Here is a 15,963-nt window from a genome sequence, read left to right on the forward strand (position 1 = left end):
TTCCTCGTCGTCGCGGTGTCAGTCGGAGAGGGTGCTCGGGTCGACAGGCGGCTTGGGCAGGTTCAGAGCGGCCACCTCGGCCCGGCCCGTGGCATCGATGGGGAATGCCCAGGTGTTCACGAAGAAGTCGGTGAGGTCGTAGCCCGCGATCCGGCTGGAGTAGGTGGCCAGGGCCCGGTAGCGCTTGGCGTCCTCGGTGTAGTGGGACTGCGGGTTCTCCTCGCGTACCAGCTTGTGCATGCGCGGCCAGAAGTCCTCCCCGAAGGCCAGTTCCAGCTGGCGCAGCGGCACGAGCTTCTCGTACGCCCCGAAGGACTTCTCGTAGGTGAGACCGGGCGTGCCGAACTTGGCGCGCGAACTCTGGAAAACGGTCAGACCGGTCGACGGGCTTACCGTGAGCAGGTTCGATGGCTGCCCCAGGGTGCGCTGCGCGGCCAGCGAGTAGATGTTCACAGTTACCTCGGTGAGGCCGCCCGGCTTGTACGCCATCTGCTGATGGAGATGGCCGAGCTCGTGATACAGCCCCCAGCCCCGGGTGCGCAGGCCTTCCACAGTGGTGGCCCGGTCCAGATAGGCGCGCGGGAAACCGTTGTAGCCGTGCGTGGCGTAGGCGCCGACATCGGTGGGCACCTTGCTGACCTCGGTGAAGTGGTACGGCCCCGCCTTGCGCTCGTGCACCGGCTTCGAGCCGTCGAGGCCGCTGATCCGGGCGTGCGAGTCGATGATGGTCTCGACGAGCCCGAGCAGCGCCGCGTGGTCCTCGTCGCGGTACAGCAGGGCGCCCTCGCGGGTCAGCGTCATGATCGTGTGCGGGGCGCGCAGCTCCACCCAGGGCGACTCGGCCAGTGTGTCCAGCTGCTGCTGGTAGTCCGCCTCGCTGGTGCTGCCCAGAGTGAAGACCGGCATCCGGACCGCTCCGGACCGGAACACCACGCTCGCCCGTTCGCCGCGGCCGGTGAGCGTCAGGTAGACCGGGCCGCCGTGCGGGTCGGTCACCGTGTTGGCGCCTGCGGCCAGCGGGTAGCTGCGGGGTTCGGTGACCTCGCCGTAGTAGTCCCAGGCGCCGATCCAGAGCGTGGGGACCAGGCCGTCGTGGGGCTGGACGGTGAGCGGGAGCGCGGTGCCCGGGGGCACGTACAGCCCGGTCGGCTGGAACTCCGAGCCGCGCAACGCCTGGCCGAGCCGCAGCCGTTCGGCCTCGGCGGAGGGGCGTCCGCTGACGGTCACGGAGAAAGGGCCTCCGGTGGGCAGGCCGGTCCCGGGCCGGGCCTGGGCGGCGGTCGCGGTGAGGCCGAGGGCCACCGCCGCTCCCGCGCCCGCCGCCGCGCCGAGGACGGCCCGGCGGCTCACGGAGGAGGCGGATTCGGTGGCGGGGGAGGCGGCCGGGGCGGCGGACTGGGTGTGCTTACGCATGCGGAACTCTCCCTGCAGTCATGAACGAGGGGCGAAGGCGTCCGGAACGGTGGGGGTGCTCCGTCAGCATGTAAGCGGTTGCTGTCGAGCCGCAAGAGGGGTCGCGAAGTTACTGTGATTTTCTATGGCCAACTGCGGACAGGCGGGAAGTAACCGGTCACTTGCGGAGCGGTCTGCCGGACCGCGGTGCCACGGAATCGCGTACCACGATGTGGGTGCCGAGCCGCAGCGCCCCGGTGGTCGGCTCCCGCCAGTCGTCCTCATCCCCGCCGGACACGGCGAGCCGTACCGCCTGGCGGCCCATCTCCTCCAGCGGGACGTGGACGGTGGTCAGCCGGGGCCGCAGCTCCTGGGCGACCGGGATGTCGTCGTACCCCACCAGCGAGACGTCCTTGGGCACCCGCAGGCCCGCCTCCTCCAGGGCCTGCGCCGCTCCGGCCGCCACCATGTCGTTGGCCGCGAAAACAGCGGTGAACTCCGGCCCGTCCCGCAGGAGTTCGGCCATCCTGCGGTATCCGAAACCGCGGCTGAAGGCGCCCGGCTGGGCCAGTTCGGGATCGACGGGTACCCCCCGGAGCTCCAGGGCGCGGCGGTGCCCGGCGAGCCGGTCGCGGGTGGTGGAGAGCTTCGGCGGACCACCCAGGTAGAGGATGCGCTCATGCCCCTGCATCAGCAGGTGGTCGGTGATCGCGAAGGCGCCGCCCTCGTTGTCGTACTCCACGGCCACGGTCGGCGCGGACTCGCCGAGCGGGGGCCGGCCGCACAGGACCAGCTTCGAACCGCCCGCGTCCAGCTCGCGCGCCCGGCGCGTCAGCTCCGAGGTGTAGCCGCGGTCCGCGATGGAGCCGCCGACGACCACGACCGCGTCCGCCCGGCGCTCGTGCATGAGGTCGATGAAGGCCAGCTCGCGCTGCGGGTCGCCCTGGGTGCAGCAGACCAGGCAGAGCCGTCCGCCGAGCGCCGCCTCCCGTTCGACGCCGCGCGCGATGTACGCGTAGAAGGGATCGATGACCTCGTTGACGATGATGCCGACGGTGCGGTTGGAGACCCCGGCCAGGGCGCGGGCGTGCGCGTTGACCACGTAGCCGAGCTCGCGCATGGCGGACTCCACACGCTCCCGCGTCGCGTCGGCGACGGGGTAGTTGCGGTTCAGGACGCGTGAGACGGTGGCCGTCGAGACGCCCGCGCGCCGGGCGACGTCGGTGACCGTCGCCCGCCGCTGTCCGTCCCCGGCCGTGCTCTGCCGGCGCATCCGGCTCACCCCCTGAAGGCTGTTGTGTGACGACGAGCCTAGTGCCGTGGCGGGCGCGGTCCGCCGCGATCCTGGCGCCCGCGACGGAAGGGCGGTCACGCGATCCTCCCCAGGTCGGCCCGGTGCACGGGGTGCCCGAACGGCTCGCCCCGGGCGTAGCGCGCCAGCTCGTCCACGGCGAGGGCGCCGAGCCGGCCGACCTCGTTGCCCTGGGCGCCCGCCAGGTGCGGGGTGAGGAACACGTTGGGCAGGTCCCACAGGGGGTGGCCGGGCGGCAGCGGCTCGGGCGAGGTCACGTCGAGGACCGCGTCGAGCCGGCCGCTGACCAGGTGCGGGGTGAGCGCCTCGGTGTCGACGAGCGGGCCGCGCGCGGTGTTGACGAGCAGTGTCCCGGGGCGCATCAGGCCGATCCGGCGGGCGTCGAGCATGTTCCGGGTCTCGGGTGTGTCCGGGGCGTGCAGGGTCACCACGTCGCTCGTCGCCACGAGGGTGTCCAGGTCGGCCGGGGTCACGCCGAGGAGGGCCGCCTCGGCTGCGTTCACGTACGGATCGTGCAGCAGGACCTCCGCGTCCAGCGCCGTCCGCAGCAGCTCGATCACGCGGCGGCCGATGCGGGAGGCGCCGACCACTCCTACGGTCAGACCATGGGTGCCGAGCCAGTGGTGACGGTCCAGGTCGGCCGCGGTGCGGTGGGTGCGGCGGGCCCGGTAGAGGCCCGCGAGCGGGAACACGCGCTTCGCGCCCATGATGATCGCCGCGAGGGTGTACTCGGCCACCGGCACGGCGTTGGCCGCGGCGGCCGATGAGACGACGATGCCGCGGTCGAACGCGGCCGGTGAAAGAAACGTTTTCACGGTGCCGGCCGCATGCACGACGGCCCGCAGTTCGGGCGCCCGGTCCAGCAGCGCCGGGCCCACCGGCGGGCAGCCCCAGCCGGTCAGCAGCACCTCCGCGGCGGACAGGGCCCGGGCGGCGGCGGGCGAGTCGAATTCGCTGATCACCGCCGGATCCAGCAGTTCGGCGGTCTCCTCAAGACGCGACCGGACGGCGGGCGGGAAGACGTCGTCCAGCAGCCCCGTGCTCATGACCAGAACCGTGCGCGGCCGCCGCCCGGGCGGCTCCGCTGCCTCGGCACCGGAACGGGCCGGCGCCTCTTCGGTGGTTCGCACCCTGCCTCCGGATAGTAATCGTGTTCTATCGAATGACCGGCACGCTAGGGACGTCCATGGCCGACCGTCAAGCGTGCGACCAGCCGGAACGGGCAGATAGAGCCGCTTTGTTGGCATTCACCACCCAGGAATTCGCCCCGAAGGCGGACCGCCGATGAAGACGTTCGCCCAGATCCCTTGACGCTTGGGTTAACCGCTTACTAACTTGCCGCCGCAGAAGGCACACCACGCGCCACCCAGCCGAACAGGACCCACCATGGCTGACACAGCACCCCCGCTGCCGCGCGAAAAGCGGCGAACGCGGCGAAAGCAGGCCGAGGAGCCTGCCCCGCCGCCCGGCCCGGCCCTCGCCGCCCCGCACCGGCTCACACTCGGACAGCGCCTCAAACGCGACCGGGTGATGCTGCTGCTCACCCTGCCCGGCCTGCTCTACTTCATCGTGTTCCACTACGTGCCGCTGCTCGGCTACGTGGTGGCGTTCCAGGACTACCAGCCCTACCTCGGCTACATGCACAGCGTCTGGGTGGGCTTCGCCAACTTCACCGCCGCGTTCAGCGAACCGGCCTTCTGGAGCGCGACGTTCAACACCCTGGAGATCGCCCTCGTCCAGCTGGTGTTCTTCTTCCCGGTGCCCATCGCCCTGGCCCTGCTGCTCAACAGCATCGCCAGCGACCGCATCAGGCGCTTCGTGCAGAGCGTGGTCTATCTGCCGCACTTCATCGGCTGGGTCATCATCGTCTCGATCTTCCAGCAGATCCTGGGCGGCGCGGGCGTCCTCCCCGACGTCCTCGGCAGCATGGGCCTGCCCCGCTACGACATGATGAGCGACCCGGACGCCTTCCCCTGGCTGCTCACCCTCCAGGTGGCCTGGAAGGACGCCGGCTGGGGCACGATCATCATCCTCGCCGCCCTCCTCAACATCGACCGGCAGCAGTACGAGGCCGCCGCGATCGACGGAGCGGGACCCCGGCGGCGGCTGTGGCACGTGACGCTGCCGGGCATCGCGCCCGTGCTCATCCTGCTGCTCATCCTCAACCTCGGGCAGATCCTCTCGGTCGGCTTCGAGCAGATCCTGCTCCAGCGCGACGCGGTCGGACCGGACGCCGGCGAGGTGCTCGACACCTACGTCTACTACCACGGCATCAAGGACAACGACTGGGGCGTCGCCGCCGCCGTCGGACTCGTCAAGGCGGTCATCGGCACCGCACTCGTGCTGGGCGCCAACAAGTTCGCCCACCGACTCGGCCACGAAGGGGTGTACCGCGGTGCTGACCGCTGAGAAGACGCGCGCCACGGCCCGGACCACCACACCGGAGTCCCCGCCCGCCCCCGTACGCAAGTCCGACGGCCGTCCGCCGTGGATGGAGCGCCCGACCCGCATCGGTCAGACCGCTAAGGCCGTCGCCGTCGTCGTGGTCGTCCTGGCCGTCGCGTACCCGCTCGTCGGCGTCATCGGGACGAGCTTCGCCTCGCAGACCGACATCATCAAGAGCTCCGGCCTCGTCCTGTGGCCGGACCACCCCACCCTCGACGCCTACCGCACGATCTTCACCGGCGGTGTCGTCAGCCGGGCCCTGATCGTGTCCGTGGGCATCACCGTGTTCGGCACCCTCGCCAGCCTGCTCGTCACCGTCGGCATGGCGTACGGCCTTTCCCGACGCGAGGTCACCGGCTCCCGCTTCATCCTGATGACAGCCCTGTTCACCATGCTGTTCAACGCCGGCATCATCCCGAACTTCCTGCTGGTCAAGGGACTCGGCCTGTACGACACCTACGCGGCGCTCGTCATGCCCACCCTGGTCAGCGCCTTCAACCTGGTCGTCCTGCGCTCCTTCTTCATGAACCTGCCGGAGGAGCTGTACGACGCGGCCAAGGTGGACGGCGCCGGGGACTTCCGCATCCTGGTCCGCATCGTCCTGCCGCTGTCCAAGGCCGTCCTCGCCGTCATCAGCCTCTTCTACGCGGTGACGTACTGGAACGCCTTCTTCAACTCGCTCCTGTACCTCAACGACTCCGACAAGTGGCCGCTGCCCATGGTGCTGCGCACCTACGTCCTCCAGGGCCAGAGCCTCGACGCCGCCTCGGCGGGCGAAGTGCTCGCCCCGCAGCAGGCTGTGCAGATGGCGGTCCTGGTCATCGCCGTCGTCCCGATCCTCTGCGTCTACCCCTTCCTCCAGCGCTACTTCACCAAGGGCGTGCTCACCGGAGCCGTCAAGGGCTGAGCGCAGCAGCCACCCCCCGCTCCTTCCCTTCCCTCTTCCAAGGAGATCCAGGTGTCGAGCTCCACCCCCATCAACCGCAGAGCACTCTTCCGCCTGGGTGCCGGCGTCGGTCTCGGACTGGCCGCCGCCCCACTGCTGGCCGCCTGCGGTGACGGCGGCACGACCGCGAAGGCCGAGGCCAAGAGCGCGTCCCTGCTCCCGCGCAGCGCCGTCCGCAACATCGGGCTCAAGCCCGACCTGGAGGGCACCGCGGCCGGCGTCCCGCAGGGCTTCTTCAGCTACCCGGCCAAGCCGCTGCGGGCCACGAAGGGCACTCCGCTCAAGGGTGCCGAGGCGATCAGCGCCACGATGGAGACGTTCTCGCCTCCGCCGCCCTCGCGCGGCAAGAACGCCGCCTGGCAGGAGATCGAGAAGCTGCTCGGTACCCGGGTGGACATCACCGGTGTGCCCTCCGACGACTACAGCACCAAGTTCTCCACGATGGTCGCGAGCGACAGCCTGCCCGACCTCTTCATGTACCCGGAGAGCGGTGGCGTCGACAACAAGGCCGCCTTCCTGCAGGCCAAGTGCGCCGACCTCACCCCGCACCTCGCCGGGGACGCGGTCAAGGACTACCCGAACCTCGCCGCCATTCCGGAGGCCGCCTGGCAGGGCGCGATCTTCGGCGGCAAGCTCTACGGCATCCCGATCGCCCGCTCCGGAACGGGCGGCGCCGGCTTCTACCGCCACGACCTGTTCGAAGAGGTCGGCGTCACCAGCCTGGACCAGATCACCGACCTGGACCGCTTCGTGGAGGTCTGCAAGGAGCTGACCCGGCCCAAGAAGGACCAGTACGCGATCATCGCCGGGGCCACCACCGTCATCGCCATGTCCGCCGGAGCCCCCGCCTCCTGGCGGCTGGACGAGAAGACCGGCAAGTTCACCCTCGACCTGGAGACCCCGGAGTACCGCGAGGCGGTCGAGACGGCCCGGCTGCTGTACAAGGCCGGCTGCTACTACCCGGGCACCCTCCAGATGTCCGGGGCCCAGAAGGCCCAGTACACGGACATGTTCAAGAACGGCAAGGGCGCGTACGTCTACGACGGCATGCCCAGCTACCTGGCGCCGGGTGTCGGCTACGTCGCCACGATGAAGGCGATCGACAAGAAGTTCGATCCGCGCCCGTTCGTGCCGGTCGGCAAGGGTGCCGTGACCTGGATGGACAACGTCGCGCTCCAGAACACGCACATCAGCAAGGCCTCCGGGGAACGGGTCGAGGAGATCCTGCGGTTCGCCGACTTCGCGGCCTCGCCGTTCGGCAGCCTGGAATACACCCTGATCAACTACGGGGTGGAGGGCAAGGACTTCACCCGTGACGCCAACGGCAACCCGGCCCTCACCAAACAGGGCACCCAGGACGTCACCGTGCCCTGGAAGTTCGCCGCCTCCGCGGTCCCGGCGGTCTTCAGCGCCGACTCCGAGCAGGGCGTGCGCCATGTCCACGAGGCTTTCAGCAAGATGATCCCGATGATGGTGCCGGACGCGACGCTCCGGTACTCCTCGCCCACCTGGGACTCCAAGGGCTACGGCAGCCTCAGCACGCTCAAGGGCGACGTCATCAAGGACATCGTCGCCGGCCGCAAGCCCATGTCCGCCTACGACCAGCTGGTCAAGGACTACCTGGCCAAGGGCGGCGAGAAGGCCCGCGGCGAGTTCGAGGAAGCCTTCCAGAAGGGGAAGAAGTGACCACCCGGCGCTCGGTCCTCGCACTCGGCGGCGCGGCGGTGGCGGCAACCGTCACCGTCCCCGCCCTCTCCACCCCCGCCGCCGCCCTGCCACGCGGCTTCCGCCCGGAACCCGGCTCCGACGGCGTCGGCGACCCGCTCTTCCCGACGCTGGGCAACGGCGGCTACCAGGTCACCCACTACGACCTCACCTTCGACTTCACTCCGGTGACGTACGACTTCGCCGCCACGGTGGAGATCAGCGCGAAGGCCACCCAGGACCTGTCCGCCTTCAACCTGGACACCGACGGTCACACCATCGACGCCGTCACCGTCGCCGGCCGCCCTGCCACCTGGCAGCTCACCGCCGGCCGGAGCGGCCAGGAACTCACCGTCACCCCGGCCCGCCCCCTCCGCGACCACCAGGCGTTCACCGTCGAGATCCGCTACCGGGGCAACGGCAAGGCGCCCCGGCTCGGCCTCACCGGATGGCGGTTCGGCAGCGACGGCGGCTTCGCGTCGGCCGCCCAGTCCTCCCGCGCCGACACTTTCCTGCCCTGCAACGACACCCCCTCCGACAAGGCGACGTGGACCTTCCACATCAGCGCCCCCGAGGGATACGTCGCCACCGCGAACGGCGAGTTCACGCACCGCACACCTCGCTCCGACGGCTCGGCCGTCTGGCACTTCGCCCTCCGCGAGCGCATGGCCACCGAACTCATCGGCATCGCCGTGGTCAAGGGCACCTACCTGTACGGCAGCAGCCACCGCGGCCTGCCCCTGCGCCACATCGTGCCCCGCGGCCAGGAGGACACGTACGCCCCGGTCGTCGCCCGCACCGCCGACCATCTGGCCTGGCTGGAGGTGAAGTTCGGCCGCTACCCGTTCTCCGTCTACGGGGTGCACATCTACGACGGCTACACCGACGCGCTGGAGAACCAGACGCTGTCCCTCTTCGGCACCAACTGGTTCAAGCTCAACGCCCAGGGACAGCCCGGCTACGAGACCACCATGGTCCACGAGCTCGTCCACCAGTGGTTCGGCGACTCCGTCACCCCGCACGACTGGCAGCAGGCATGGCTCAACGAGGGCCCCGCGGTCTACTACGCCGGCCTGTACGGCGAGGAGCGCGGCTGGTCCGTCCTGGCAGACAAGATGAAGGCCACGTACCAGAAGCTCGACGCCGTCCGCGCCGCCGACGGCCCGCCCGGACTGCCCAAGGCCCTCGGCGGCACCAACATCTACGACGGCGGGGCCCTCGTCCTCTACGCCCTGAACCAGCGCATCGGCCGGCGCTCCTTCGACACGGTCATGCGCGAGTGGGTGAAGCGCTTCAAGGACTCCACGTACACCTCCGAGCAGTTCATCCGGCACACCGTCGACGTCACCCGCGACCGCTCCCTCGACCCGTTCCTGCGCGACTGGCTCTTCGGGGCCGTCAACCCGCCCATGCCCGGCCACCCCGACTGGAAGGCCACCGCGTGAATCGCCCCCTGAACGTCGTACGAGCCACCGCCGCATCCGCCACCGCCGCCCTCCTGACCGCCCTGCTCGCCGCCCCGGCCGGAGCCGCGCCCGCATCCCGCACCCTGTACGCCGCCCCGGACGGCCGCGGCTCCGCCTGCACCAACGCCCGCCCCTGCACCCCGGAGGGCGCCCGTGACCTGGCCCGCACCGAGCACCGCCGCGCCGTCCGCGTACTCCTGAAGGACGGCACGTACCGGCTCGACGCGCCCCTGGAGCTCGGCGCCGCCGACTCCGGCACCACCTGGGCCGCCGCCCCCGGCGCCCACCCCGTCCTCTCCGGCGGCCGGGACCTCACCGGCTGGCGCGAGAACGCCGACGGCACCTGGACCGCCCCCGTCCCCGCCGGGGTCACCCCGCGCCAGCTCTTCGTGGACGGCCGCCGCGCCACCCGCGCCCGCGGCGAGGCATGCCCCGCCGCCACCTGCGACGCCACCGCCGACAGTATGACCGGCGCCACCGCGACCGGAATCGACCGCTGGGCGCACCCCACGGACGCCGAGGCCGTCATCCGTGTCCGCTGGCGCAACTACCACTGCCGGATCGCGGACGTCAGCGGTGACACCCTCACCTTCGCCCAGCCCTGCTGGACCAACTCCGCGAGCGGCACCGACCGCACCGGCCCCGCCTGGGACACCACCGCCGTCGACTCCACCCGCTACAGCGGTGTCGCCTTCTTCGAGAACGCCGCCGAACTCCTGGACGAGCCGGGCGAGTTCGTGTGGAGCTCCGCCGACCGCACCGTCACCTACCTCCCGCGCGAGGGCGAGAACATGCGCCACGCACGGGCCGTCACCCCGCACACCGAACAGCTGCTCACCGTGGACGGCGCCCACGACCTCACGGTCAGCGGCATCGGCTTCGCGTACGCGGCCTACCGGCAGCCCGGCACCGACGAGGGCTACGCGGGGATGCAGGCCGGTCTCACCCTGACCGGAGCCACCGGCCCCGTCGACCACGCGGGCCGCTACTACACCAAACCGGCCGCCGCGCTCACCGTGCGCGGCGGCCTGCGGGTCACCGTCGACACCGCGGGCTTCACCCACCTCGGCGGCGCCGGAGCCGTCCTGGAGGCCGGCACAAAGGACAGCGCGCTCACCCGCTCCACCTTCACCGACCTCTCCTCGGGCGCGGTCTACGTCGGCGACACCGAGCCCATGCCGGAGCCCGCACTCGCCGGGGAGCGGAACACCGTCGCGTACAACACGATCAGCCGCACCGGAGTCGAGTACACCGACGCGGTCGGTATCTGGGCCGGTTACGAGGCGGAGCTCACCGTCGACCACAACAGCCTGGACCACCTCCCGTACTCGGCGATATCCGTCGGCTGGGGCTGGAACCAGCCCGAGGCGCAGAAGTCCGTCCTGCGCGACAACAAGGTGACCGGCAACCGCATCACCGACGTCATGGAGGTCGCCCGGCAGCAGCACGACGGCGGCGCCATCTACACCCAGGGCGCCCAGCCCGGCACGGTCGTCGGCGGCAACTACATCAACCGCTCCGCGTACGGCAACACCGAGCGCGACGGCAACGGCATCTACCTGGACGAGCAGTCCTCGTACATCACCGTCGAGAACAACGTCATCACCCGCATCGGCTACAAGTGGGTGTCCAACTGGGCGGACTACGGCATCCGGAACACCGCGCGCGGCAACTGGACCGACACCGCCGCCCCCGCCCTCGGCGGCACCGGCTCCGTCATGACCGGCAACCACACCGGCCTCGACCGCCTCCCGGCCGCCGCCCTGGCCGTCGCCGCCCGCGCCGGCGCCCACGGCGGCCCGGTCGAGCAATTGCGCACCGACCTGGCCCGCACCGGCACGGCCACCCAGTCCTCGACGGACGGCACCGCCACCGCCGCGCTCGCCCTGGACGCCGACACCAACACCGACACCCGCACCCTCGCGGAGCCCGGCGCCTGGTGGCAGGCGGACCTCGGGGCCACCCGGCACATCCGCCAGGTGGAGGTCTGGAACGACGCCTCCACGACGACGTCCGACTTCGACATCGTCACCGACGACACCACGGTGCACGTCAGCGGCAAGGCCCTCCGCCCCACCGTCGTGAACCTGGACAGCCGCACCCGCACGGTCCGCATCGTGAAGACCGGCACGGGCCGGGTCGCTCTCTCCCAGGTGCTGATCCACTGACCGTGTCCACTCGCACACGGTGCGTGGCGGACGCGAAAGCGGTTCGTGACCACCCGATGAAGTGCGGTATTGTTCTCATGCGCGTTCAGCCAGGGGGAAACCCCAGGTCAGACGGGCATCGGGACGTGGCGCAGCTTGGTAGCGCACTTGACTGGGGGTCAAGGGGTCGCAGGTTCAAATCCTGTCGTCCCGACTGGTGACAGTCGTGGATCAGGGCCGGTTCTGGAGAAATCCAGAACCGGCCCTCGGTCGTTCCGGCTAGGTTCCCCGCATGAAGCCTCGGGTTTTCCTCTTCGATCTCGGTGGTGTCGTCTGCCGCTTTCACCGTGAGCGGCGGCTGGAAGCTCTCGGGGCCGCGTGCGGGCTTACCGCGCGGCGCGTCGAGGCGGAGCTCTACGACTCCGGGCTGATCGCGGCCTGGGACCGCGGGCAGGGCAGCGCCGGTGACGTGGAGCGGGAGCTCCGGCGGCGCCTCGGGTTCCCCGGTACGGCCGAGGAGCTGCGCCGCATCTGGTGCGGGGCGTTCGAGCCCGACCCCGGCGTCCTGGCCGCGGCCGACCTCGTACGGGACCGGCCGACCGCCCTGTTCACGGACAACGACGCGTTGCTGCGCGCCGGGCTGCCCGAGCGGCTGCCCGAGGTGAACGACCGCTTCGACGTGCTCGCGTTCTCCTGCGTGCTCGGTGCGGTCAAGCCCGCCGGGGAAGCCTTCGCGGGCGCGCTCGGGTTGCTCGGGGCCGTCCCCGGTGAGGCGTTCTTCGTGGACGACCGGGAAGCCAACGTCCGGGCGGCCCGCGAGCTGGGCCTGACCGCCGTGCTCTTCGAGGGCGGCGCCGCACTCCGGCGGACCCTGGAGCGGCTGCTCGCGGACTGAGTTCCGCCGCTCACCAGACCCCGTCGGGCCCGGCCGCCCCCTCCGTGGACTCGCGCAGCACCAGGCGGTGCGCCACCACCCGGTCCTGCGGGGACACCGGAGCAGGGTCGTGCGCCGCGTCCGGGCTGCGCGTGGCCTCCTCGACGCGGCGCAGCAGCAGGTCCACCGCGACCCGGGCCACCGCCTCCTTGTCCGGGGCGACCGTGCTCAGGGACGGCACGCTGAAGCGCCCGCCCTCCACATCGTCGAAGCCGATCACCGCCACGTCCTCGGGCACCCGTGCCCCGTAACCGTGCAGGGCGCGCAGCGCACCCAGCGCCAGTTGGTCGTTCAAGCAGAGGAGGGCGTCCGGCCGGATGCCGGCGGCCAGTACGCGACGGACCGCTTCGGCGCCGTCGCTCATGTGGAACGCGTCCACCGGAAGCAGCGACGCCGGGTCGTACGGAAGGCCCGCCCCGGACAGCGCGAGGCGGAAGCCGCGGGTGCGGGCCTGGGCCGTACCGACGCAGCCGTCGTCCCGGCCGCCGACCGTGAGAATGCGACGCCGGCCCAGGGCGAGCAGGTGCTCGGTGGCCTCGCGGGCCGCGCGTTCGTTGTCGATCGCCACATGGTCCGCGCCCTCGTTGAGCAGCTCGCCGAGCAGGACGGTCGGCGGCGGTCCGGTGTGGGCGCGCAGGTCGTCCGGCGCGAGGGCGAGCGGGCTCAGGATGACGCCGTCCACGAAGTCCGAGCCGAAACCGGCCAGGGCGGCCCTCTCCCGTTCCCGGTCGCCGCCCGACTGGTGGATCAGCACGGTCAGGGAGCGCTTTTCGGCCTCCCGGACGACGTGCCGGGCGAGCTCCGCGAAGTACGGGACGTCGAGCTCGGGCACCACCAGGGCGATGATGCCGGTGCGTCCGCTGCGCAGATGGCGCCCGGCGAGGTTGATGCGGTAGCCGAGGTGGTCGATGGCCTCCTGCACCACGCGCCGCGTCCGGTCGGACACATGCACGTAGTCGTTGAGCACATTGGACACCGTTTTCTCCGACACCCCCGCGTGCCGTGCGACGTCCTTGATCCTCGGTCGTGCCACCCGTGACTCCCCACCCTCGGTACGCGCCGAGTCTATGCCGTACCCCCGCGGTCCCCGGACCGATGGACGGTGCAACCGGCACAGGAGATGACTCAGCTCTTTACAGCCAATGTACATCGATGTAAAAACAGGTCACCGCTCCGGGAGACCGGCGCGGATCACCCCCGATGTGCACGGGCGGCCGACGGCTGCCGTGCCGATGGCGCCTGCCGTCGGCCGGGCACGTCGTCCGGCCGTCGAAAGGTCAGTGATGAACTCTGCACCTCCCGCCCGAGGGCTGCCCGGACCCTGGGACCCCGGCCGCCCGCCCGCCATCGGGCGCCGCGAACTGCTGCGTTACGGGACCGCGGGAGCGGCCGCGCTGCTGGCGGCGGGCCCGCTCACCGGCTGCGCCTCGCCGGCCCGCGCGGGCGAGGCGTCCGCGCTGAAGGTCTGGGACCTCTTCCAGGGCGGCGACGGCATGCTCATGGACGAGATGATCGCCGCCGTCTCGAAGGGCTCCGACGGTTTCGACGTCGACCGGACGATCCTGGACTGGGGCCCGTCGTACTACACGAAACTCGCCATGTCGGCGGCGGGCGGCCGGGCCTCCGACGTCGCCGTGCTGCACCTGTCACGGCTGGCCGGATACGCCCCCGGCGGCCTGCTCGACCCGCTCGACCTGGACCTCCTCGCCGAATTCGGCGTCAGCGAGAAGGACTTCGAGCCCGCCGTCTGGAAGCGCGCCCAGCACAACGGGACCGTCTACGCGATCCCGCTCGACGTCCACCCCTTCATCGTGTTCTACGACAAGGACGTGGCCGACAAGGCCGGGCTCCTCGACTCCTCCGGCCACCTGGCGCCGATGGGCTCGCCCGAGGCGTTCCTGGACGCCGGCAAGAAGCTCGCCGAGATCACCGGCACGTCCGGCGTGCTCTTCGGGCACGTCACCGACACCGCCCAGAGCTGGCGCCAGTTCGCCGCGCTGTACGCCCAGACCGGGGCCTCCTTCACGCTGCCCGACGGCGGGCCGCCGAAGATCGACATCGACGCCGCGGTGAAGGCCGTCACCTTCATGAAGCAACTCTTCGACGGGCGCACCAACCCCAACAGCCTCGACTACAACGGAGCGATGGCCGCCTTCATGGACGGCCGCGGCGGCATGATCATGGCGGGGGAGTGGGAGCTGCCCACGTTCCGCAAGTCCGGCATCAAGCACCTGGGCGCGGCTCCCTTCCCGCAGGTCTTCGCCCGGCCGGCCGTCTACGCCGACTCGCACAGCTTCGTCCTGCCGCACCAGGACGACCCCGACCCGGCCCGCCGCCGCGAAGCCCACCGGTACATCGCCGAGATCGTCAAACAGAGCCTGACCTGGGCGAGCGCCGGTCACATCCCCGCCTATCTGCCGGTGCAGGAACGTCCCGAGTACGCGAAGCTCGACCCCCAGTCGTCCTACGCGGCCGCCGGTGAGATCGCGGTGCTCGACCCGCCGAACTGGTTCGCCGGAGCCGGCGGCAACTTCCAGAACCGCATGTGCCAGCCGCTCCAGTCGGCGCTGCTGGGCAACACCTCCGCCGAGAGCGCGGTACGGCAGATGGTCCGCGAGGCGGACACGCTGCTGCGCCAACCCAACCCGGTCGCCTGACGACAGCCGAAGGAGCCGCATCGTGACCACCACCGCGCCCGCCGGAGCGTCGGCGCCCCCGCAGCCACCCTCCGCGACACCGGCCGCGCCCCGGCGCCGCCGCTCGCTGACCCGGGGCGGCGGGCTGTTCGTCCTGCCGTTCCTGGTCGTGTTCGCGCTCTTCCTGGTCTGGCCCGTCGTCCAGGGCCTCTGGATGAGCCTCACCGACGCCTCGCTCAGCCTGCGCGGCACCGAATTCGTCGGATTCGCCAACTACACCGAGGCGTTCGGGGACCCGGACGTCTGGAGCAGCCTCGGCAACACTGTCTTCTTCACCGTCATCTCGTGCGTACCGCTCGTCCTGGTCGCGCTCGGCATGGCCCTGCTCGTGCACAGCGGACTGGCCGGCCAATGGGTGTGGCGGCTGGCCTACTTCGCCCCCTACCTGCTGCCGGTCACGGTGGTGACCCTCATCTGGACGTGGCTCTACCAGCCCGACATCGGCCTCGGCAACCAACTGCTGACCTCGCTGGGCATGGAGCCCGTCGGCTGGCTCTCCGACGAGTCGGTGGCGATGTGGTCGGTCGCCGCCCTCACCGTCTGGTGGACCGTCGGCTTCAACTTCCTGCTCTACCTGGCCGCCCTGCAGTCCCTGCCCACCACGTACGACGAGGCCGCCGCGCTCGACGGCGCGGGCGCCTGGCGGCGGCTGTGGTCGGTCACCCTGCCGCAACTGCGCCACACCACCGTCCTGGTCGCGATGCTCCAAGTCCTCGCGTCCCTCAAGGTCTTCGACCAGATCTACATCCTCACCAAGGGTGGCCCCAACGGATCGACCCGCCCGATCCTCGAATACGTCTACGACGTCGGGTTCACCGGATACCGGCTGGGCTACGCCTCGGCGGTCAGCTACATCTTCTTCGCGATCGTCATCGTCGTCTCCGTCCTGCAACTCCGCTTCTTCCGTCAGGAGGGCTGACC

At 70.9% G+C, this 15,963-nt stretch carries 12 protein-coding genes and 1 tRNA gene; 9 read left to right on the top strand and 4 right to left on the bottom strand.

Translation table 11 applies throughout. The features are described from left to right. Positions 1-18 precede the first annotated feature (18 nt). The 3 genes from ACZ6C6_RS30235 to ACZ6C6_RS30245 form a co-directional block, all read right to left on the bottom strand. A complete protein-coding gene (locus ACZ6C6_RS30235; RefSeq protein ID WP_469207322.1) occupies positions 19-1,413 on the bottom strand; it encodes a M60 family metallopeptidase in 1,395 nt (464 codons plus the stop codon). Positions 1,414-1,570: 157 nt separating this feature from the next. Continuing rightward, positions 1,571-2,665 (bottom strand): LacI family DNA-binding transcriptional regulator, encoded by a 1,095-nt coding sequence (locus ACZ6C6_RS30240; RefSeq protein WP_469207616.1) that lies wholly within the window; start codon positions 2,663-2,665, stop codon positions 1,571-1,573. A 95-nt stretch (positions 2,666-2,760) separates the two neighbouring features. Continuing rightward, positions 2,761-3,750 carry a hydroxyacid dehydrogenase gene (locus ACZ6C6_RS30245; protein ID WP_469207323.1) on the bottom strand — a complete coding sequence of 330 codons (990 nt, stop codon included), beginning with the start codon at positions 3,748-3,750 and terminating at the stop codon, positions 2,761-2,763. Between the two features lie 340 nt (positions 3,751-4,090). Between ACZ6C6_RS30245 and ACZ6C6_RS30250 the strand changes: the two genes are divergently transcribed. The 7 genes from ACZ6C6_RS30250 (at position 4,091) to ACZ6C6_RS30280 (ending at position 12,307) form a co-directional block, all read left to right on the top strand. Further along, entirely contained in the window at positions 4,091-5,113 is a 1,023-nt protein-coding gene (locus ACZ6C6_RS30250) for an ABC transporter permease (RefSeq protein ID WP_469207325.1), read from the top strand. An 82-nt stretch (positions 5,114-5,195) separates the two neighbouring features. Continuing rightward, entirely contained in the window at positions 5,196-6,056 is an 861-nt protein-coding gene (locus tag ACZ6C6_RS30255; protein WP_361021160.1) for a carbohydrate ABC transporter permease, read from the top strand. Between the two features lie 51 nt (positions 6,057-6,107). After that, positions 6,108-7,781 carry an extracellular solute-binding protein gene (locus tag ACZ6C6_RS30260; RefSeq protein ID WP_469207327.1) on the top strand — a complete coding sequence of 558 codons (1,674 nt, stop codon included), beginning with the start codon at positions 6,108-6,110 and terminating at the stop codon, positions 7,779-7,781. After that, positions 7,778-9,244: a M1 family metallopeptidase gene (locus ACZ6C6_RS30265; protein WP_469207329.1), complete on the top strand. Its 1,467-nt coding sequence runs from the start codon at positions 7,778-7,780 to the stop codon at positions 9,242-9,244. The genes ACZ6C6_RS30260 and ACZ6C6_RS30265 overlap by 4 nt, the downstream gene beginning before the upstream one ends. Beyond that, complete coding sequence (locus ACZ6C6_RS30270) at positions 9,241-11,433, top strand: right-handed parallel beta-helix repeat-containing protein (RefSeq protein WP_469207331.1); 2,193 nt, start codon at positions 9,241-9,243, stop codon at positions 11,431-11,433. The genes ACZ6C6_RS30265 and ACZ6C6_RS30270 overlap by 4 nt, the downstream gene beginning before the upstream one ends. Before the next feature lie 119 nt (positions 11,434-11,552). Beyond that, a tRNA-Pro gene (locus ACZ6C6_RS30275) sits at positions 11,553-11,626 on the top strand. Between the two features lie 78 nt (positions 11,627-11,704). Beyond that, positions 11,705-12,307 carry an HAD family hydrolase gene (locus tag ACZ6C6_RS30280; RefSeq protein ID WP_469207333.1) on the top strand — a complete coding sequence of 201 codons (603 nt, stop codon included), beginning with the start codon at positions 11,705-11,707 and terminating at the stop codon, positions 12,305-12,307. A 10-nt stretch (positions 12,308-12,317) separates the two neighbouring features. Here the strand turns inward: ACZ6C6_RS30280 and ACZ6C6_RS30285 are convergent, their stop codons facing one another. Next, positions 12,318-13,379 carry a LacI family DNA-binding transcriptional regulator gene (locus tag ACZ6C6_RS30285; RefSeq protein ID WP_469207335.1) on the bottom strand — a complete coding sequence of 354 codons (1,062 nt, stop codon included), beginning with the start codon at positions 13,377-13,379 and terminating at the stop codon, positions 12,318-12,320. Positions 13,380-13,629: 250 nt separating this feature from the next. Between ACZ6C6_RS30285 and ACZ6C6_RS30290 the strand changes: the two genes are divergently transcribed. Both ACZ6C6_RS30290 and ACZ6C6_RS30295 read left to right on the top strand, forming a co-directional pair. Then, the gene (locus ACZ6C6_RS30290) at positions 13,630-15,003 is read left to right on the top strand and encodes an extracellular solute-binding protein (protein ID WP_469207337.1); all 1,374 of its coding nucleotides are present in this window, start codon (positions 13,630-13,632) and stop codon (positions 15,001-15,003) included. A gap of 22 nt (positions 15,004-15,025) precedes the next feature. Further along, complete coding sequence (locus ACZ6C6_RS30295; protein ID WP_469207339.1) at positions 15,026-15,961, top strand: carbohydrate ABC transporter permease; 936 nt, start codon at positions 15,026-15,028, stop codon at positions 15,959-15,961. Positions 15,962-15,963 lie beyond the last annotated feature (2 nt).

The organism is Streptomyces sp. NPDC041814 (assembly GCF_055590565.1).